The sequence below is a fragment of the Streptococcus sp. D2 genome (assembly GCF_006385825.1).
Lineage (GTDB): Bacteria > Bacillota > Bacilli > Lactobacillales > Streptococcaceae > Streptococcus > Streptococcus shenyangsis.
The window spans coordinates 38,030-58,369 of sequence record NZ_VFSI01000014.1; the positions used below are offsets into that span (position 1 = coordinate 38,030).

Sequence of the window (20,340 nt, forward strand, 5' to 3'; positions counted from 1 at the left end):
CTCTAATAACAAGTTTTTTCTAGACGGATAGCCCGTCTTAGTGGGAAGCATCCCCATTCCAGATTGAGTTTTTCACGATCACATAATCAACGTGTTTAAGGTCAGCAACCTGACGTCCACCTGCGTATGAAATGGCACTTTGAAGGTCTTGTTCCATCTCAGTTAAAGTGTCTTGCAGATGACCTTTGGCAGGAAGCAAGATGCGTTTTCCTTCCACGTTCTTATAAGCTCCTTTTTGGTATTGGGAAGCTGAACCGTAGTATTCTTTGAATTGTTCACCATCAACTTCAATTGTTTTCCCTGGACTTTCGATGTGTCCTGCAAAGAGGGAACCAATCATAACCATGCTGGCACCGAAACGGATAGACTTGGCAATATCGCCGTGAGTACGAATTCCTCCATCTGCAATGATTGGTTTACGTGCAGCCTTGGCACACCAACGGAGAGCAGCCAACTGCCAACCACCTGTACCAAAACCAGTCTTGACCTTGGTGATACAAACCTTACCAGGACCGATTCCAACCTTAGTCGCATCCGCACCAGCATTCTCCAATTCACGCACAGCTTCTGGTGTTCCCACATTTCCTGCAATAACAAAAGTATCTGGTAATTCTTTCTTGATGTGTTGAATCATAGAAATCACGCTATCCGCATGACCATGGGCAATATCAATCGTGATGTACTCAGGAGCATCAGCCTTGAGCTGGCTGACAAAATCATACTCATAATCCTTAACACCGACAGAGATAGAAGCAATGAGCCCTTGCTCATGCATGCGCTTAATAAATGGAATACGTCCTGCCTCATCAAAACGGTGCATAATGTAGAAGTACCCACCTTTAGCCAATTGCTCTGCTACACTTTCATCCAAAATTGTCTGCATATTAGCTGGCACAACAGGTAGTTTAAAGGTGTGCTTTCCTAGAGTGACACTTGTGTCCGCTTCTGCACGGCTTTTAATCACACATTTATTTGGAATCAATTGAATATCTTCGTAATCAAAAATTGGAAATTCATTTAACATATCGATGTCTCGTTTCTTTTGTAATGACCTACCTATGCTCTCGCATCACTACGCCTTTTCCGACGTTTCCTTAATTTATTATAAAACAAAGTACAGTTTTTGTCAAATAATTTTATAATTTAAATTATATTGTTCGGTTTTTACTTATATCAAAGACAAAAAAGTGGAGAGATTATTTTCTCCACACTTCTTCTCTATCCTAATAATACTCGCCCTGACGATAGTCCCATGAGTTAAAGGTGTCTGACAGGTGCATCATAATCTTATCAATGTCAAGCCCTTTGCGGATTACAACTGGAGCTGGTGAAGTTGAACGTGCTCCCCCTTGTTCTGGGATGAGTTTGCCGTCTTTATCGACCATAGACACCATCACACCTTGCTCATAGCGTGTTTCAATCGTTTTGTCAGGTTGGATAGATGCCACATAATCATCTGCTTCAATGACAAGATCTACTGCTCCTTCGATACGTTCTCCGATACCTTCTACCTTACCACGATTTCCTTTTCCAGATGGGTTTGCAGATGAGGCATAAACCATCTTGCCTTCTTCCCAAAGTTTGGCAGCCAATTGTTCACCCGCTTTCCCAAATTTGATAACAAAACAGCTAGTACCACGCACGTCAGTCATGAGTTCTTCACGGCCATCCCCATAAGCTTTTAGTTTTTCAAAGGCTTCTGGTTTCCAAGGAAGGATACAACCAAGAAGAATATCTTCGTTCCAATGTTTTTGGTAGAAGGCTTCAATTTCTGGGTTGAGTTGTGCTAAAGCACGAAGCTCATCCATGCTACCGCAGAGAACAACACCTGGTTTGTTACGATTGCGTTCTTTGGCTGCGAACTTACGCTCAAGTCCTGCCTTGTCACTAGTCATGATGATGTAACCAACTTTGGTAGGGCAAACGATACAACCGCCCTCACCTTTTAAAATGTCATAGCCTTCTTGTGAAAGTGTTCCGTTCCATTGAATGTGTTTTGTCATAATTCTATTTCCTTTTCTAATTTTCTTCTAATCCTGCCAGTAGGCTGGTCGGTGTTTTTCATAGGTAGCAATCAAATCTTCATACTGCAAAGTAATACCGATATCATCCAAACCATTTAAGAGCTTGTGTTTCCATTCGCTATCGATTTCGAAAGTGAATTCTCCAACTGGTGAGATGATTTTTTGTTGTTCCAAGTCCACAGTTACCTGATCAGTTGGTTTCAAGTTGGCTAGTTTCTCTCGAACCTCTCTGGGCTGAACAATGGGCAACATGCCATTATTAAGTTCATTATTGTAATGAATGTCACCGAAAGATCCTGCAATCACGACCTTAAAACCATAGTCTGCTAAGGCCCAAGCTGCATGTTCCCTCGAAGACCCTGCGCCGAAGTTATCCCCTGAAATGAGAATACTGGCTTTGCGATATTCAGGTCGGTTAAAGACAAAGTCTGGATCCTCAGTATAGAGATCATCTAGATAACGCCAAGCATACATAAGGTACTTACCAAATCCTTTTTTATCAATTAACTTGAGAAACTGCTTGGGTAGGATTTGGTCGGTGTCGATATTATCATTCATAAGAGGAACGGTCGTTCCCGTATAAACTGTAAATTTCTCCATATCCTCTCCTTACTGGGCTTCTGGCATTTGCCGAACATCTACGAATCGCCCTGCGATAGCTGCCGCAGCTGCCATGGCTGGACTGCAAAGATGAGTCTTAGCACCAAAGCCTTGTCTGTCTTCAAAGTTACGGTTGCTGGTTGAAGCGCAGTGGACACCATCTGGTACCTTGTCAGGATTCATCCCTAGGCACATGGAACAACCCGGGTCTCTCCATTCAAAGCCAGCATCTAAGAAAACTTTATCCAAGCCCAACTTCTCAGCAGCTCGTTTGACAGGACGAGAGCCCGGAACCACGATAGCCGTTAAGTTGGGTGCTATTTTCTTCCCTTTAACAAATCGCGCAGCCAGTTGCAAGTCGCTGAGACGAGCATTGGTACAAGAACCGATAAAGATATAGCCTAGTTCAATATCAGCTGGCTTTTGACCAGGCTCCAAGTCCATGTAATTGTAGGCTCGCTCATCATTCATATCCTTAATTTCTGGGAAGCTACTGTCAAAGTCAACGCCCATAGCTGGATTGGTTCCCCAGGTCACCATGGGAGCCAATCCTGAGACATCCATCTGGATAACCTTATCATAAACGGCATCCTCATCACTGACAATTGTTTTCCAATCCGCCACAGCCTCTTCGAAGTCCTTTGGAACACATTCCCGTCCTTTTAGATAATCATAGGTGGTTTGGTCCGGATTCATGATTCCCATCTTAGAACCAAACTCGATGGACATGTTGCAGATGGTCATTCGCTCTTCCATGCTCAGTGCATCAATCGCTTGTCCCCGATATTCCACTACATAGCCAACACCACAAGCAACACCGTACTTGGCAATCAAGGCTAAAATGTAATCCTTGGAATAAACTCCTTTTTGAGGAACTCCAGTGAATTCAACCAGCATTTTCTTGGGTTTGACCTGCCAGAGGGTCTGGGTAGCGAAGACATGCTCAACCTCACTAGTCCCAATCCCAAAGGCGATTGCTCCGAAAGCTCCGTGGGTTGCTGTATGGCTGTCTCCACAAACAATGAATTTTCCTGGTTGAGTCCGTCCTGTTTCTGGACCAACCATGTGAACGATTCCTTGCTTTTCGGAACCGTGGGCCGCATGTTCAATCCCAAACTCCTCAACATTTTCAGCTAGCTTATCAATTTGTGCCTTAGAAATGACATCTCGAATATCGTAGATATTGACCGTCGGGACATTGTGGTCAAAAGTTCCAAATGTCAAGTCTGGTCGTCTCAATCTTCGTCCTGCGTCTCGCAAACCTTGAAAGGCTTGAGGGCTGGTCACTTCATGAATATAGTGCTGATCCACATACATGAGCTGGGGTTGCCCCTCTTCTCCTGTGATGACATGACGGTCCCATAATTTATCAAAAATCGATTTTCCTGCCATCCATTACCTCCAAATAACATATAAGACTACTAGTGTGGTCACCATCCCAAGAAACCAAACTGTTTTAAAGTACCATTTTCTAGTCTTGTGATGAAAGGTGATTCCTGCAAACCAAGCTCCAAAACCACCACAAGTAAAGGCTAAAATGAGTAAGATTTTCTCTGGGATGCGCCAAGTTCTTCTCCTTGCCTTGGATTTGTCAATGCCATAAATCAAGAAAACCATGACATTCCAAATCAAGAGAACTAGAGTAATTTTTTCGTCTAACTTCATAACCTTGCAATAATGGCTTCTGTCATTTCCTTGGTCGAAGCCTGTCCTCCTATATCTCTCGTTAATATACCAGCCGCCAAACTTGCCTCGACAGCATGCTCGATACGCTCTGCATCCTCATAACGTCCGAAACTATCTCTCAACATCATGGCCACTGATAAAATCATGGAAATAGGATTTGCAATTCCTTGACCTGCAATATCAGGAGCTGAACCGTGAATGGGCTCATAGAGACTTGATCCATTTTCAGAATGACTGGCTGATGGCATAACTCCAAGTGTGCCAGATAAAACGCTTGATTCATCAGAGAGAATATCTCCGAAAAGATTTTCTGTCACGATGACATCAAACTTGGCAGGATTGGTAATCATAAGCATGGAAGCTGAGTCGACTAGCTGGTGCTCCAAGGTTACATCTGGGAAATCCTGTGAGACCTTCTCAGCTACTCTCCGCCAGAGTTTTGATGTTGCCAACACATTTTGCTTATCGATACTAGTAACGATTTTTCTGCGATTTCTTGCAATCTCAAAGGATTTACGAACAATCCGCTCCACTTCCTCATAGCTATAGTCGTTGATATCACGCGCTTTTCGCTCTTCAAGAATATGATCTCCAAAGTAAATCCCGCCTGTCAACTCACGCACCACGACAAAGTCTACACCAGCAATTCGTTCTGGTTTAAGAGGTGACAAATGCTTGAGACTCTCAAAAATCTTAACAGGGCGAATATTAGCATAGAGATTGAGTTCCTTACGCAGAGCCAGCAAGCCTTGTTCAGGCCGAACCGCTGCACTATCATACTGAGGACTACCGATAGCCGCTAGAAGAATGGCATCTGCTTCTCTACTTGCCTTGAGGGTTTCATCAGGTAAGGGATGCCCTGCAGCATCAATACCTGCACCTCCAAAAGGTCGTCTATCAATCTCATAGTCAAAGCCTGTTTTTTCAGCTAGGGCTTCCAGAACCTCTAACCCAGCCTCCATGATTTCTGGACCGATCCCATCCCCTGCTAGAGCTACTATTTTCTTTGTCATAGCATTCTCCTTTACACACTAGGCATGTCGCGATAGGAAACACTGCGTCCCATCTCACCAGCATTCTCTTTTTGAACAAAAGTATTAGCATTGATATAGGCAATAGCAGAAGCCTTCAACACATCGAAATCAAGACCTGCTGCATTAAAAATAGTTTCTGTATCTCTATTTTCAACAGTGACCAAGACCCGAGCTTGGGCATCGATTCCATCTGTCACCGCATCAATGGTATAGGACACCAAGCGAACAGATTGATTGAAGAACTTGTCGATAGCGTTAAAGATTGCCTCAACGGAACCTTGCCCTGTCGCATTAAATTCGACTTTCTCACCATCCATATTGGCTAGGCTAACAAGCGCTTCGATGTCATTATCTGCATGGGTTTGCAGTTGTAAATCATCAAAGTGGAAGCCTTCTGGATTTTCAACCATGGTTCCAGCTACCAGAGCACGAATATCTGCATCTGTGATTTCTTGTTTCTTGTCGGCCAGCGCCTTGAACTTAGCAAAGAGTGGCTTGATGTCCTCTTCCGTAAAATCTAGGGCTAGTTCTCTTAGTTTCTCAACAAAGGCATGGCGACCAGATAATTTTCCAAGAGGAAGACTGTTACTCTTAACACCAACCAATTCAGGGGTGATGATCTCATAAGTGAGAGGATTTTTAAGGACTCCGTCTTGGTGAATACCAGATTCGTGAGAAAAGGCATTTCCACCGACTACCGCCTTGTTTTTAGGAACTGGAATTCCTGAGAAGCGAGAAACCATTTCTGACGTATTGATGGTTTCGTTTAAGACAATACTGGTTTCTGCTTGGTAGTAATCTTGGCGAATATTGAGGGCTACTGCAATTTCTTCCAAAGCAGCATTGCCAGCTCGTTCTCCAATACCGTTAATGGTTCCTTCAACACGCCCCGCTCCATTCTTGACAGCAGCAAGGCTATTAGCTACTGCCATTCCAAGGTCATCGTGACAGTGAGGCGAATAGATAATCTTACGGTCTGTTTTTACATTCTCAATCAAGTATTTGAAGATAGCTCCGTATTCCTCTGGTGTGGTAAATCCTACCGTATCAGGGATATTGATATAAGATGCACCTGCATCAACCGCTGTTTGAACAACTTGCAAGAGAAAATCCAACTCCGTTCTAGTCGCATCTTCAGGAGAGAATTCGACAACCTCAAACTTAGAACGGGCATAGGAAACATGCTCCTTAATAGCTTCCAAAATTTCCTCTTTGTTTTTATTCAACTTAAATTCCCGATGGATAGGACTAGTAGCGATAAAAACATGGATTTGTGGATACTTAGCATCCTTAAGTGCTTCATAACAAGCGTCAATATCTGATTTAACAGAGCGAGCTAATCCAGTCACCGCTGTTTTCTTCAAGACCTTGGCGATTTCCTGCACTGCTGTGAATGAATCAGGACTCGCCGCCGGAAAACCAGCTTCAATTGCCGAAATTCCCCATTTTTCCAGTTGTCTTGCAATGGCAATCTTTTCCTTAATAGAAAAATTAACACCTGGTGTCTGCTCACCATCTCGAAGGCTAGTATCTAGAAATTCAACTGTTCTCATAAGATTTCCCCTTTTCTAAATTTGGTTTTAAAAAAACATCTCGCTCGGAGTTCCAAGCGAGATGTTGATTTACTCCCGCTTGGTAAGCCAAACAGGACTAATGCATTTTGCACTAGCCCGAGTATCTCAACAACAAAGCAAATTGATTAAACTTAGCTGTTTTCATGTTTGACTTTCTCCTTCGTTTGATATCTTGTTTAGTATTTTAGCATAGGCAAAAGTAGTTGTCAAGAAAAAAATCCAATATTTTCTGAAAATTTCTTCAGTAGAGAATATTTTGCTAATTGAAAATTATTGAAATGTTTCATTTTTTAGAGGTTAAGTTCCAACTTTTTTCCATCAATTCTAGTACTTCTTCATCTGATAAAGTATCATCAAGGGACACACTAATCCAGTAACGTTTATTCATATGAAAGGCTGGATAAATGCCCTTGTGTGAAAGCAAATCAGCTACTTGGTCATGTTTGAGATTGACTGCTTCCACTTGACCTTCTCTTCCCTTTTCCAGCTTATCCCAAGAGATTTTCATCAAGACGGTATACCACTTTTTATTGCCTTCATGTCTTAAGACTGCTGTATCAGGAGATTTCTCCCACAGATATTCCAACTGATTACCATATTTTTCCTGAACCTGAGTCATAATTCGTTTAGTCTGAGGACAGATATAGTCCTGCACATCAAAACAAGCCTTCCGAATCTGGTAAAGAATCTCCAGACAAGCCTTACGGACACTTGCAACAAAACTTCCTGTCATACTTTCCATATGAACTTGAGGATAGAGGTCGCCCATTTCCTGATCAAAGACCTGAAAATTCACATTATCAGCAGTTATGGACACAGTCATGACAAAATCACCCTGCAAAATCATGCAGCTATAAGTCCAAACTCCACTACTTTCTACAAAACCATAGGCACGAGCCTTTTCTTGATTAAACTGATAGGATTTAAAAATTTCAAACATAAGTGAAAACTGCTACCCAAAGCTAGCAGTTCCTTTCTATTTTTTAAAAGACAACCTTAGTTCCGTGCAATTGTGTCACACCTAGCTGATCGATAAAGGTTTGACGGTTGTCAAGGTCAATCCCCCCACCAGGTAGAATTTCAATTTTACCTTTAGCATGCTCCAAAATTTTGTGATAGTGAGCAAAGCGTTTCTCTAGCGAATCTCCAGACACACCAGCACGAGTTAGGATACGAGTGACTCCAGCTTGGCTAAGCCAATCAATAGCTTCCAGTTGTTCTTCATCACTCAATTCATCAAAGGCCATGTGGAAGACAATTTCCATTCCATTTGATGCAGCAATTAACTTCTCCAGATTAGGCTTATCCAACTTTTTATCAGCAGTTAAAGCCCCAAATACAACCCCTTGACTTCCAGCCTGAGCAGTCAACCGAATGTCTTCTAGCATAATAGCAATTTCTAGGTCATTATAGACAAAGTCGCCACCACGTGGACGAATCATGGTCATGATGGTCGTATCGTAGTTAGCTGCCAATTCAACCGCTGCCTTGGTCACTCCATAGCTGGGAGTTGTCCCACCAACTGCTAGATTGTCACAAAGTTCGATTCGACGAGCTCCAGCCTGCATCGCTTTTTCAAGCAAGGTCACATTTTCAGCACAAAATTCGTAAATCATTTGATTCTCCTTGAGTATTACTTTAAATTTATTATATCATATTGTTGTGAATATGCTTTCATTTATATCAAGGAAAATAGTTACTATTTTTTATTCTTTGTCTGGAATGACCTTGAAGAGATAATAGGTGATAAAGATGGTCAAAGCTCCCAGACCGATTTTGACTGGTAAGAGAGGGGCAAAATAAATAGAAATTCCCATCAAGATGTAGATAGATACGATGATTTTTTTCTTTCGTTCACGCGCAATAGACTTAGTCTCGCGAAAATCAGCTACATATGCTTGATAGAGCTTGGTATGATAAAGCCAGTCTTCGAAACGCTTGGAACTTCTGGAGAAACAAGCAATAGACAGTAAAAGAAAAGGTGTTGTAGGTAACAAGGGTAAAACAACCCCAACAATAGCCAAGGCCAGTGATAAAAAACCAATTATCAAATAGATAAGACGCATAACTTCTCCTAGTTAATACTCTTCGAAAATCTCTTCAAACCGCGTCAACGTCGCCTTACCGTAGGTATGGTTCCTGACTTCGTCAGTCTTATCTGCAACCTCAAAGCAGTGCTTTGAGCAACCTGCGGCTAGTTTCCTAGTTTGCTCTTTGATTTTCATTGAGTATAAAATAATCTTCTTCTAGTTTCGCATAAAATGATGAATTTTGTCAAGTTCTAACCAAAAGAGCCTGAAATTCACTTTCAGGACTCTCCTCTTATTTAATCTTTTCTTCTTCGTAATCACCCTTGCTGCAAACAACCTGCTTGCCACCACCACGGACTTTTTTCTCCATGAGGAAGTTGCCACATTTTGGACAGTCACGACCAACAGGCTTGTCCCAAGAGGTAAATTCACATTCTGGATAGCGATTGCAACCATAGAAGAGGCGGTTACGCTTGGTTTTACGCTCAATGATTTGTCCCTGATGACAACTTGGACACTCAACACCGATTTCTTTCACGATTGCTTGGGTATGACGGCAATCTGGGAAATTGCTGCAAGCGTAGAACTTACCAAAACGACCAAGTTTAATAACCATTGGACTGCCACACACTTCACAATCAAATCCAGCTGGTTCATCCTTAATCTGGATTTTCTCCATTTCTTCTTCAGCCTTGGCAACCTCTTTAGAGAAAGGTTTGTAAAAGGCATCAATGACACGTTGCCACTGCTCTTTTCCGACTTCGACGTCATCCAGTTTGCCTTCCATTTCAGCTGTAAAGGTCACGTTTACGATATCTGGGAAATATTCAACGATGAGCTTGTTAACAATTTCTCCCAACTCTGTTGGTTCAAAACGTTTGGCTGCAAGGCGAACATAGTAACGTTTCTGAATAGTTTCAATGGTTGGTGCGTAGGTTGACGGACGTCCAACCCCATTTTCCTCCAAGGTCTTAATCAGTGTCGCTTCAGAATAACGAGCAGGCGGTTGAGTGAAATGTTGCTCTGGTTTGCTATTGACCTGCTTGACCACATCGCCAACAACCATATCTGGTAACATCTTATTCTTGTCAGAATCATTATAAATGGCAAGATAACCATCAAACTTAACCTGACTACCATTGGCAGCAAATTGAACTCCATTTTGAGACAATTTAACAGCCATGGTATCAAAGACAGCAGCTGTCATCTGACTCGCTACAAAACGATTCCAAATAAGAGTATAAAGCTTGAGCTGATCCTTGTCTAAATACTTAGCGATGCTTTCCGGTGTATTAAAGACACTAGACGGACGAATAGCCTCGTGGGCATCCTGAGCTCCTGAAGCATTTTTGACCTTGCTACCATGCTTAGAATACTTGCTACCAAAACGATCCGTAATGAAACTTGCTGCTTCGTTCTGCGCTACAGGGCTGATACGAGTTGAATCGGTACGCATATAGGTAATCAAACCTTGGACACCAGAACCGATATTAATCCCCTCATAGAGCTGTTGGGCAACCATCATGGTCTTTCGAGTACGGAAATTGATTTTATTAGCCGCATCCATCTGCATAGATGAAGTAGTATAGGGTAATGGAGCATTGCGTTTGCGCTCTTTCTTATCCACCTGATCCACTGAAAAATCTTTGCTAGTCAGACGAGACAAGACTTCCTTGACCTCATCATTGCTAGTCAGTTTCATCTTTTTACCATCTACTCCATAGAAGGAAGCCTGAAATTGCTTGGTTCCCTTTTTAAAAACAGCATCAATTGTCCAGTATTCTTCTGGCTGGAAGGCATTGATTTCATTCTCACGATCAATGATTAACTTGAGCGCAATAGACTGTACGCGCCCTGCTGATAAACCCTTCTTGACCTTCTTCCACAAAATAGGCGAAATCGAATATCCTACCAAGCGGTCTAGGACACGACGAGCCTGTTGGGCATCGACCAAGTCCATATCAATCTTACGAGGTTCTTTAAAAGCATTTTTGACCGCATCTTTGGTGATTTCATTGAAGACCACACGGTTGGCATCATTTTCATCCAAGTTGAGAATATGGGCCAAATGCCAAGAAATCGCTTCTCCTTCACGGTCCGGGTCACTTGCCAGAAAGACTTTATTAGCTTTTTTGGCTTCTTTTTTCAAGTCATTGATAAGAGGACCTTTTCCTCGGATATTGATATATTGCGGTTCATAATTATTTTCAATATCGACTGACATACTGGATTTCTTCAAATCTCGAATATGCCCAACACTGGCTAAAACCTTGTAGTTTCTGCCGAGATATTTTTCAATCGTTTTGGCCTTAGCAGGCGACTCCACGATTACTAGATTTTTTTTAACTGTTGATTTTTTCTTTTTTGTTGCCGTAGCCACAGTATCACACCTTTTCAAAGTAATAAACTTTATAAAGTGTAAACCATTTTGCCATAACTGTCAAGACTTAGCTCCAATATATAGAAGAAAAGTTTGTCTAGTAAGCAGACTTTCTTCTTATACTCAATGAAAATCAAAGAGCAAACTAGGAAGCTAGCCGCAGGTTGCTCAAAACACTGTTTTGAGGTTGCAGATGGAAGCTGACGTGGTTTGAAGAGATTTTCGAAGAGTATTAAAATTCAAATTCCGCAAGAACATCCTTCCCACTTGTAACCAATTTTGCTCCTTCTTGGATCAAATGATGGCAACCGTCTGATAGTCCATCTAAAATGCTACCAGGAATAGCAAAGACATCGCGTCCTTCTTCCATTGCCCTCTCACAGGTGATGAGACTACCTGAGCGCATCTTGGCCTCTGCTACAATCACGCCACGGCAAAGTCCAGCTATGATGCGATTACGGGCAGGAAAATGAAATTTCAGAGGTTGTTCGCCAGGGCCATATTCACTAAGAACCAGATGGTCATCGCCGATGTAGTCTTGCAAGCGTTTATTGGCTTTAGGATAAAACACATCCAGCCCTGTTCCAATCACAGCAATGGTTTTGCCGCCATTCTGAAGAGCTGCCATATGAGCTGCTGTGTCAATTCCCTTAGCTAATCCACTGACAATAACCAGTTCATTTTCCAATCCTTGAATGACTTTTTCAACTGACTTAGCTCCCTGTTTGCTACAAGCACGACTGCCCACGACCGCCACCTTTGGAAATTTCAAGAGGTCGAGATTCCCCTTGTAAAATAAAAGCACAGGTGCATCATATATTTCACTCAAATCCCAAGGATAACAGTCATCTAAAATAGAGAAAGATGGAAATTTTTGAAACTCCTTCTCCAAATGCGCATCGTCTATCTGAAAATAACGTTCCATAAAAACAGCTGGATTTCGGCAATCTGATATATCTGCAATATCACCCAACAACAGTTCTTGATCGACATTTTCACCGTATTCTAGGACCTTCAAAATCTGTTGATTGCTCAAACCTGATTTTTTCAACTTATAGATTTCATAGTTTGTGATTTTCATAAATAACTCCATTTCTTTTTCTAGTCATCTATTTATTCGTAAAAAATCAAAAAAACATCCGACTATTTCAGCCAGATGTTGGAATCTTTAATTTTCGTTTTTAAGAATTTCTTCTAATTTATGGTAGTCTTGGACACTATCGATTTCATAGATGCTATTGCCTTCTAATTCTTCAACATAGACATCCAGTTCTTTGATATTATCCTTAACCATATTGTCCCAGTAGAGATCAACAAATTCTCCACTTGCATAAGCCTTGTCAATAAAGCTGACAATTTTTTCTGCAGTTGGAGCATCCCAGAAGGATACACCACTAAGAATGCGGCCTGCCTTGCTATCAACAGTAATGTCTTGAACCTTATAGTCATCTCCATAGACCAAGAACCATTCGTTGGTACAATCTTCACGATAGACACTAAAATAAGTCGAACGAGTCAAATCATTGCGGAACATATTTTTAAAGAGATAATTATCGGCATCAATAACATAGCTGTTAGCTAATTCTTCTTTTACAAGATAGAGAGAGTAAAAGTTATTGTAGTCAGCGTATTTATCATTGAAGACGAGGCGAACACCATATTTTTCTTTCAAATAATCGAATTGTTCTTTAAGGTAACCAACAATGATGATGATGTCATTGATTCCTTTTTCTTTTAAAAACTCAATTTGGTATTCAATCAAGGGTTTTTGATTAACCTGAACCAAGGCTTTAGGGGTATTTTCAGTCATAGGACGCAAGCGAGTTCCCAAGCCCGCTGCTAAGATAATGGCTTTCACACGAATCTCCTTTATTCTTTAATAATAATATAAACTCCAGCAATGACGACAAGTGACGTAATAATTGTCAGCATATCTAGTGCTGTTCCCAAGAAGAGAGCTGCAAACAAGACCGTCCAAACTACATAACTCACGTTCAAACCTGTAGCCTTGGCTGGTTGCAAGCGATTAATAGCGATATAATAAGCCAAATAGGAAATCATATCAAAGGCTGCAAAGACAATCATAAGACCTAGTAATTGCCCATTGGCTACTTCTGCAAATGACTGATGAGAGAAGAGCACAATCACAAGATAAGACAAGAATGAAGTCACTTGACGAATTAAGAGGGCTTCGATTTCACTCAATTCACTTTCCATGGCAAAGGAGCTAAGAACACTCTCACTTCCCCATGCAATAGCACAAACCAAAGCAGAAAGAATCCCAATGTAGAAGGAATTGACCTGTTCAACCTTATAGGTCTGAGCAATAATCCCTGCAATAATCAAGACAATCCCAAATACAGTATTTTTTGAAATCTTGTGCTTCAAAAAGAAGAAAGCCAATAAAACTGAAACTGCAGGGTAGATAGCCGATACAGATGAAGCTAAGGAACTTCCAATATACTTAACTGCATAAAGATTGGCCTGCATACCGATAGGGCCTGCTAGCAAGGCTCCAATGATAACACTAACATTGCGAATATTTAAGAAAATTGAGAGACGAACTTTTCCTTCTTTTACCAAAAGAAAAGCTAGTAAGATAAAGATACTCAAGAAATCGTGAGCAGCGGCCACCACAAAGGGCGACAAATCTGTAAAAATCGAAAAGATATAAGCACTAATAGTTAGACCTAATCCCCAGAAAACACCTGAGAGTAGACCAAAAGAAACTCCATTTTTATTTTTCATCTGAACCTCCATAATATGACAAACCTTTAATAGCTCTTTGGTAACGGCTCACACCATAATCACCAAAATCTGCACCTTGCTCTTCTTTGTAAACTGTCCATAAACTCCAAATAGCGTCTTGTAAAATTTTATAAATGGCAATCTTTTCACGAGAGACAGGTGTTTGCTCACTCTCATAGCGAGACAAGAAGGCTTCTTCCTCTTGGGAAGTGAATTCAGATTCTAAAAATAGGGCTGCCAAATCCCACATTGGATCATTCATTGATGAATATTCCCAGTCAATCAGATATAGACGTCCTTGAGGTGATTCGATAAAGTTTTCAGGCACCAAATCGATATGGCAAGATTTTCTATCAACACCTAAGTCAGCCAGTCTTTTCTCTAAGGAGAAGACTTCTTTTCGAACTGCTTCATAGTTAGCATAAGGGATTTTTTCTTCAATCAAGGATTCGTATTTTTTGATTTCTTCAAAAGGAGCAAATTCTCCTCTTAATTCTTTGCCAGAGGCATGAATCGTTTGTAAAATTGGAGCAATTTTATCAAACTTAGTCTTGATTGACCTTGAATCAAGCGTGATAGCCGACTCAATATACTCATTTACTTTGATACCAGCCTCAATATCAAAAAGATAATTTTTGACATCTAGGTCTAAATCTTTAAGTAGTTCAAGATTGTACTTTTCATCTTGACGATTGATCAGCTTTTCTGTCCCTTTACCAAAGAACTTAACAATGTATTGCTTATTTGTTGTTTTGACCAAATAGTTTTGATTGGTCATTCCACCCAGTTGTTCAACACTGAGGACTTCCTCTTCTTGAGTAAGCAAGGAAGAAATTTTTTCTTTAATGATTTTCTCCACAATTAACCTCCAGCACTTATACTTCCCACTTAAACACTGTTTTAAAGGCTGTGTTTAAATCGGTCGCAAAGACACGGTGAATATCTTTAATTTCTCTTACAGGTTCTTCTAGATAAAGGATATTTTTAAGACGATTGGCAAATTTCTTGACTTCCATCATTTGGATGGCATTTTCAAAATCAATGCGACCAGAACGAGAGGACCCAACCAAGAGCAAGCCTTTTTCTAGGGCATCACGTGTATTGAGATTGGCTTTATACTCGCTAACACCCATCATGAGAATCGTTCCCTGAGGACGAATGTAGCGAATCAAGTCATTAATGGCTGGTCCAGTACCATCACCACCACAACACTCAAAAGCATGGTCAAAGGCCAAGTCTTCAGGAATATTATCAGTAATATAACATTCTTTAGCAAAAGAGAAGAGTTCCAATTTTTCCCAGTGACGACCAATAACCACAATCTCTGCTTCTGGCAAAGTATAATTGATAATATTGGCAACTACAAAAGCTAAACTTCCATCTCCGATAACGGCGATTCGGTCACGCTTGCTATGAGCAAGGTTCAATAAGCGATTCATGGCATGCATGCCAACACTAACAAACTCAGTAATGGCTGCAACCGTGTCTTCAATAGTATCATAAGCCACCACACGGTCTTTAGGGAGAGAAACAAACTCTCTCATAAAGCCATCAAATCCACTAGACAAGAAATGGGTCCCTGTCATGTAGTTCTCATAGAATTCTTCATCGCTCTGCATAGGAGGCTGATTGGGAATCATGACGACTTTTTGCCCAACCTCATAGGTTCCTGTCGGATCAGAAATAACGGTTCCACATGACTCGTGAATCATTGCCATTGGAAGCTTTTTATTCAAAATCTTGGGATCACGTTTTCCTTGATAGTAACGCTGATCCGCATGACAGACAGCCATGTAGTTGGGACGGATAAGGATATGATTCTCTTGGTCAATAGCCTCTTCCTGATATTTGACGTTGATAAACTTAGGCTTAGTTAGTTGATAAATTTGATTAATCATTTTACTAGTCTTTCTCAATCATACTTTTTGCAATCTTCAAATCTGTTACGGTTGTAATTTTTAGATTTGAATATTCACCTTTGGCCAAGGCCACATCTTTTCCTTTAATCACAAAGATTTTACATGCATCTGTCAAGATTTCTTTCTCTTCAGCAGAAAGAGAGCCATAAAGATCCATGAAGTCCTTGCAACGGAATGTTTGAGGTGTTTGTCCTTGATAGAGGTGAGCACGATTTGGAATATCTGTAATGAATTGACCGTTAGTGCTTTCAACGATAGTATCAACAGCTTCTACCACAGTGTCCACTGCGTCATGATTTTGGGCAAGTTTGATATTGTCTTGAATCATGCGAAGCGTAATAAATGGACGAACAGAATCGTGAGTAACAACGATATCCTCTGGAGTAAGCGGACGATAAGCATCGATAGCTTCAATGATTTTCTCAATACTCGTATTACGGTCAGCACCACCTTTTGTAATGATGATACGATCCTTATGAAGAGGTAGATATTTATCTACAAGATCCTCTGCATGAGAAACCCAGTCTCCATGAACACCAACTACAATTTTTTCAATACTTGGTTCCAAGACAAATTTTTCAATTGTATGAATCAAAATAGGTCGATCACCTAGCTCTAAAAATTGTTTTGGCAAGTTACTGATTCCCATACGTGTGCCAGTTCCACCAGCAAGAATTCCTGCATAAATCATCTATTTTCTCCTTTGTCTTACTAAAAAAACTTATTCTCTCTATTATACCACAATCTAGTCCTATCATAAAAGAAATATCGGTCCTCCCGTTCTAGAATAGAAGGATTAAGGAGTTCTATTATTCAAAGAAACTAGTCCATTTCTAGTAATGACTAGGAATTCTATAGTCATTACCAATAAATGGCTGTGAAATTTTAGAGTTCTCCAGAATAATATAATTTCCTTAAAAAAATCTTAAAATTAAGCTTTGAAACTTCAAAGCAATTACTTGGCTTACTACCCTTCATTTCTTATTAGCTAACTTTATGATATAATGAAAAACGAGGTAAATTGAATGAAAAGTATAAAATTAAATGCTCTATCTTACATGGGAATTCGTGTCTTAAATATTATTTTTCCCATCCTAACTGGAACCTATGTAGCGCGTGTCTTGGACCGAACTGACTATGGTTACTTCAACTCAGTTGACACTATTTTGTCATTTTTCTTACCCTTTGCGACTTATGGAGTCTATAACTACGGTTTACGGGCCATCAGTAATGTCAAGGATAACAAAAAAGATCTTAATAGAACCTTCTCCAGTCTTTTTTATTTGTGCATAGCTTGTACGATTTTGACCACCGCTGTCTATATCCTTGCCTATCCTCTCTTCTTTACTGATAATCCAATCATCAAAAAAGTATACCTTGTTATGGGGATTCAACTCATTGCCCAGATTTTTTCAATCGAATGGGTCAATGAAGCTCTGGAAAATTATAGTTTTCTCTTTTACAAAACTGCCTTCATCCGTATCCTGATGCTGGTCTCTATTTTCCTGTTTGTCAAAAATGAACACGATATTGTTATCTACACACTTGTGATGAGTTTATCGACACTGATTAACTATCTGATTAGTTATTTTTGGATTAAAAGAGACATCAAACTTGTTAAAATCAACCTAAGTGATTTTAAACCACTCTTTCTCCCGCTGACAGCCATGTTAGTCTTTGCCAATGCCAATATGCTCTTCACTTTTTTAGATCGCCTCTTCCTCGTTAAAACAGGAATTGATGTCAACGTTAGTTACTATACCATGGCTCAACGAATTGTGACCGTTATTGCTGGTGTTGTAACAGGAGCTATCGGAGTGAGTGTGCCTCGTCTCAGTTATTATCTAGGAAAAGGCGACAAGGAAGCCTATGTCGCACTTGTTAACAGAGGCAGTCGAATCTTTAACTTCTTTATCATCCCACTGAGTTTTGGACTCATGGTTTTAGGACCAAATGCCATCCTACTTTACGGTAGTGAAAAATATATCGGAGGCGGTATCTTAACCTCTCTCTTCGCTTTTCGTACGATTATCCTGGCACTGGATACCATTCTTGGTTCCCAAATTCTCTTTACAAATGGCTATGAAAAACGAATCACAGTCTATACAGTCTTTGCAGGATTACTCAATTTGGCCTTAAATAGTCTTCTCTTTTTTAACCAAATCGTGGCTCCTGAGTACTACTTACTGACAACTATGCTATCAGAGGCCTCTCTACTTGTTTTCTATATCATTTTCATCCATAGAAAACAACTTATTCACTTGGGACATATCTTTAGCTATACTGTTCGATACTCGCTCTTTTCACTTTCCTTTGTAGGAATTTATTTCCTGATTAATTTATTGTATCCTGTAGATATGGTCATTAATTTGCCATTTTTGATTAATACTGGTTTGATTGTCTTGCTATCAGCCATCTCTTATATTAGTCTACTTGTCTTCACAAAAGATAGCATTTTCTATGAATTTTTAAACCATGTCCTAGCCTTAAAAAATAAATTCAAAAGATCATAGGAGTATAGAATGAAACAACTAACTATTGAAGATGCCAAACAAATTGAATTAGAAATTTTGGATTATATTGATACTCTCTGTAAAAAGCACAATATCAACTATATTATTAACTACGGGACTCTGATTGGGGCAGTTCGACATGAGGGCTTTATCCCTTGGGACGACGATATTGATTTATCCATGCCTCGAGAAGACTACCAACGATTTATAAACATTTTTCAAAAGGAAAAAAGCAAATATAAGCTCCTATCCTTGGAAACAGATAAAAACTACTTTAACAACTTTATCAAAATCACCGACAGTACGACTAAAATAATCGATACTCGAAATACGAAAACCTATGAGTCTGGTGTCTTTATTGACATTTTCCCTATGGACCGATTTGATGATCCTAAGGTCATTGATACTTGTTACAAACTGGAAAGTTTTAAACTTCTGTCTTTCAGTAAACACAAAAATATTGTCTATAAAGATAGCCTTTTAAAAGATTGGATACGAACAGCCTTTTGGTTGCTACTTCGACCTGTTTCTCCTCGTTACTTCGCACATAAAATAGAGAAAGAAATTCAAAAATATAGTCGTGAGAATGGGCAGTATATGGCCTTTATCCCTTCTAAATTTAAGGAAAAGGAAGTCTTTCCAAGTGGTACTTTTGATAAAACAATCGATTTAGCCTTTGAAAATTTAATCCTTCCAGCACCTGAAAAATTTGATACTATTTTGACTCAATTTTATGGGGATTATATGACCTTGCCACCTGAAGAAAAACGCTTCTACAGTCATGAATTTCATGCCTACAAATTGGAGGATTAGGATGCAATATTTAAAAAAAGAAGAAATTAAAGAAATTCAACTAGCCCTGCTAGATTATATTGATGAGACTTGTAAGAAACATAATATTCCTTATTTTCTCAGTTATGGAACCATGCTTGGAGCTATCCGCCACAAAGGTATGATTCCCTGGGATGATGATATTGATATTTCTCTCTATCGTGAAGATTATGAACGTTTACTGGATATTATAGAGAAAGAAAATCACCCTCGCTACAAGGTTCTTTCCTACGACACTTCTTCTTGGTACTTCCATAATTTCGCATCGATTTTGGATACTTCTACTGTTATCGAAGACCATGTTAAGTACAAGCGTCATGACACCAGTCTCTTTATCGATGTCTTCCCAATTGATCGCTTTACAGACTTGAGCATTGTCGACAAGAGTTATAAGTATGTAGCCCTTCGTCAACTAGCTTATATCAAAAAATCACGAGCAGTTCACGGCGATAGCAAATTAAAAGATTTTCTTAGATTATGTAGTTGGTACGCTCTCCGATTTGTCGATCCCCGCTACTTTTACAAGAAAATTGATCAACTAGTCAAAAATGCTGCAACCAACACTCCTCAATATGAAGGAGGAATCGGGATTGGTAAGGAAGGAATGAAAGAAATATTCCCAGTTGATACCTTTAAAGAACTGATTTTAACTGAGTTTGAAGGCCGTATGTTACCAGTCCCTAAAAAATATGATCAATTTTTAACACAGATGTATGGTGATTATATGACACCACCATCAAAGGAACTGCAAGAATGGTACAGTCATAGTATTAAAGCTTATCGCAAAAATTGATTAAGGGCGACTATACAAACTACTAAAATAGAGGTTATTCAAAAACTTAATTTTAGTAGAAAATGAAGTAAATCTTCCCACAATAAAACGCATAATATCAAGTTGAACTGCACCCCAAAAGTTAGACAGAAAAAATCTAACTTTTGGGGTGTTTTTATTATGAAATTAACTTATGATGATAAAGTTCAGATCTATGAACTTAGAAAAC

20 protein-coding genes are annotated in these 20,340 nt (G+C 39.8%); 3 read left to right on the plus strand and 17 right to left on the minus strand.

Going from position 1 to position 20,340, the window contains the following annotated elements; translation table 11 throughout:
* Positions 1 to 37: 37 nt before the first annotated feature.
* The 17 genes from FJR73_RS08445 to FJR73_RS08525 all read right to left on the minus strand — a co-directional run bounded on the left by FJR73_RS08445 (position 38) and on the right by FJR73_RS08525 (position 16,686).
* Positions 38 to 1,024 carry a GMP reductase gene (locus FJR73_RS08445; protein WP_140834443.1) on the minus strand — a complete coding sequence of 329 codons (987 nt, stop codon included), beginning with the start codon at positions 1,022 to 1,024 and terminating at the stop codon, positions 38 to 40.
* Between the two features lie 199 nt (positions 1,025 to 1,223).
* A complete protein-coding gene (locus tag FJR73_RS08450) occupies positions 1,224 to 2,003 on the minus strand; it encodes an L-threonylcarbamoyladenylate synthase (RefSeq protein ID WP_049539789.1) in 780 nt (259 codons plus the stop codon).
* Positions 2,004 to 2,030: 27 nt separating this feature from the next.
* The gene (leuD, locus tag FJR73_RS08455; RefSeq protein WP_049539790.1) at positions 2,031 to 2,624 is read right to left on the minus strand and encodes a 3-isopropylmalate dehydratase small subunit; all 594 of its coding nucleotides are present in this window, start codon (positions 2,622 to 2,624) and stop codon (positions 2,031 to 2,033) included.
* A 9-nt stretch (positions 2,625 to 2,633) separates the two neighbouring features.
* Positions 2,634 to 4,016, minus strand: coding sequence for a 3-isopropylmalate dehydratase large subunit (leuC, locus tag FJR73_RS08460; protein ID WP_140834445.1), 1,383 nt, complete (start codon positions 4,014 to 4,016; stop codon positions 2,634 to 2,636).
* Positions 4,017 to 4,019: 3 nt separating this feature from the next.
* Positions 4,020 to 4,289, minus strand: coding sequence for a DUF1294 domain-containing protein (locus FJR73_RS08465; RefSeq protein ID WP_140834448.1), 270 nt, complete (start codon positions 4,287 to 4,289; stop codon positions 4,020 to 4,022).
* On the minus strand, positions 4,286 to 5,323 hold the full coding sequence (gene leuB, locus FJR73_RS08470) for a 3-isopropylmalate dehydrogenase (protein WP_140834450.1): 1,038 nt from the start codon (positions 5,321 to 5,323) through the stop codon (positions 4,286 to 4,288). Before leuB ends, FJR73_RS08465 begins: the two co-directional genes overlap by 4 nt.
* 11 nt (positions 5,324 to 5,334) lie before the next feature.
* Positions 5,335 to 6,897: a 2-isopropylmalate synthase gene (locus tag FJR73_RS08475; RefSeq protein WP_140834452.1), complete on the minus strand. Its 1,563-nt coding sequence runs from the start codon at positions 6,895 to 6,897 to the stop codon at positions 5,335 to 5,337.
* A gap of 304 nt (positions 6,898 to 7,201) precedes the next feature.
* Complete coding sequence (locus FJR73_RS08480) at positions 7,202 to 7,858, minus strand: MmcQ/YjbR family DNA-binding protein (RefSeq protein WP_140834454.1); 657 nt, start codon at positions 7,856 to 7,858, stop codon at positions 7,202 to 7,204.
* A gap of 43 nt (positions 7,859 to 7,901) precedes the next feature.
* Positions 7,902 to 8,534 (minus strand): copper homeostasis protein CutC, encoded by a 633-nt coding sequence (locus tag FJR73_RS08485; protein ID WP_140834456.1) that lies wholly within the window; start codon positions 8,532 to 8,534, stop codon positions 7,902 to 7,904.
* Between the two features lie 90 nt (positions 8,535 to 8,624).
* Complete coding sequence (locus FJR73_RS08490; protein ID WP_001237214.1) at positions 8,625 to 8,984, minus strand: YbaN family protein; 360 nt, start codon at positions 8,982 to 8,984, stop codon at positions 8,625 to 8,627.
* Positions 8,985 to 9,240: 256 nt separating this feature from the next.
* Positions 9,241 to 11,328, minus strand: coding sequence for a type I DNA topoisomerase (gene topA, locus FJR73_RS08495; RefSeq protein WP_140834458.1), 2,088 nt, complete (start codon positions 11,326 to 11,328; stop codon positions 9,241 to 9,243).
* Positions 11,329 to 11,560: 232 nt separating this feature from the next.
* Positions 11,561 to 12,409 (minus strand): DNA-processing protein DprA, encoded by an 849-nt coding sequence (gene dprA / locus FJR73_RS08500; protein ID WP_140834460.1) that lies wholly within the window; start codon positions 12,407 to 12,409, stop codon positions 11,561 to 11,563.
* Positions 12,410 to 12,496: 87 nt separating this feature from the next.
* Positions 12,497 to 13,186, minus strand: a complete 690-nt coding sequence (locus FJR73_RS08505; protein WP_000643974.1) for a sugar phosphate nucleotidyltransferase — start codon at positions 13,184 to 13,186, stop codon at positions 12,497 to 12,499.
* Positions 13,187 to 13,197: 11 nt separating this feature from the next.
* The gene (locus FJR73_RS08510; RefSeq protein WP_140834463.1) at positions 13,198 to 14,076 is read right to left on the minus strand and encodes a DMT family transporter; all 879 of its coding nucleotides are present in this window, start codon (positions 14,074 to 14,076) and stop codon (positions 13,198 to 13,200) included.
* Positions 14,066 to 14,935 (minus strand): phosphotransferase family protein, encoded by an 870-nt coding sequence (locus tag FJR73_RS08515; RefSeq protein WP_140834465.1) that lies wholly within the window; start codon positions 14,933 to 14,935, stop codon positions 14,066 to 14,068. Before FJR73_RS08515 ends, FJR73_RS08510 begins: the two co-directional genes overlap by 11 nt.
* Before the next feature lie 16 nt (positions 14,936 to 14,951).
* Entirely contained in the window at positions 14,952 to 15,974 is a 1,023-nt protein-coding gene (locus FJR73_RS08520; protein WP_000609881.1) for a ribitol-5-phosphate dehydrogenase, read from the minus strand.
* A 4-nt stretch (positions 15,975 to 15,978) separates the two neighbouring features.
* A complete protein-coding gene (locus FJR73_RS08525) occupies positions 15,979 to 16,686 on the minus strand; it encodes a 2-C-methyl-D-erythritol 4-phosphate cytidylyltransferase (protein WP_000638487.1) in 708 nt (235 codons plus the stop codon).
* Between the two features lie 334 nt (positions 16,687 to 17,020).
* Here FJR73_RS08525 and tacF point away from each other — a divergent pair, with 334 nt between their 5' ends.
* From tacF to FJR73_RS08540, 3 genes are read left to right on the plus strand one after another with little or no spacing between them, the layout of a single operon-like run.
* Complete coding sequence (gene tacF, locus FJR73_RS08530) at positions 17,021 to 18,508, plus strand: type IV teichoic acid flippase TacF (protein ID WP_140834467.1); 1,488 nt, start codon at positions 17,021 to 17,023, stop codon at positions 18,506 to 18,508.
* A gap of 9 nt (positions 18,509 to 18,517) precedes the next feature.
* Positions 18,518 to 19,321, plus strand: coding sequence for a phosphorylcholine transferase LicD (locus FJR73_RS08535; protein ID WP_140834469.1), 804 nt, complete (start codon positions 18,518 to 18,520; stop codon positions 19,319 to 19,321).
* A gap of 1 nt (position 19,322) precedes the next feature.
* Positions 19,323 to 20,132, plus strand: coding sequence for a phosphorylcholine transferase LicD (locus tag FJR73_RS08540; RefSeq protein ID WP_140834471.1), 810 nt, complete (start codon positions 19,323 to 19,325; stop codon positions 20,130 to 20,132).
* Positions 20,133 to 20,340 lie beyond the last annotated feature (208 nt).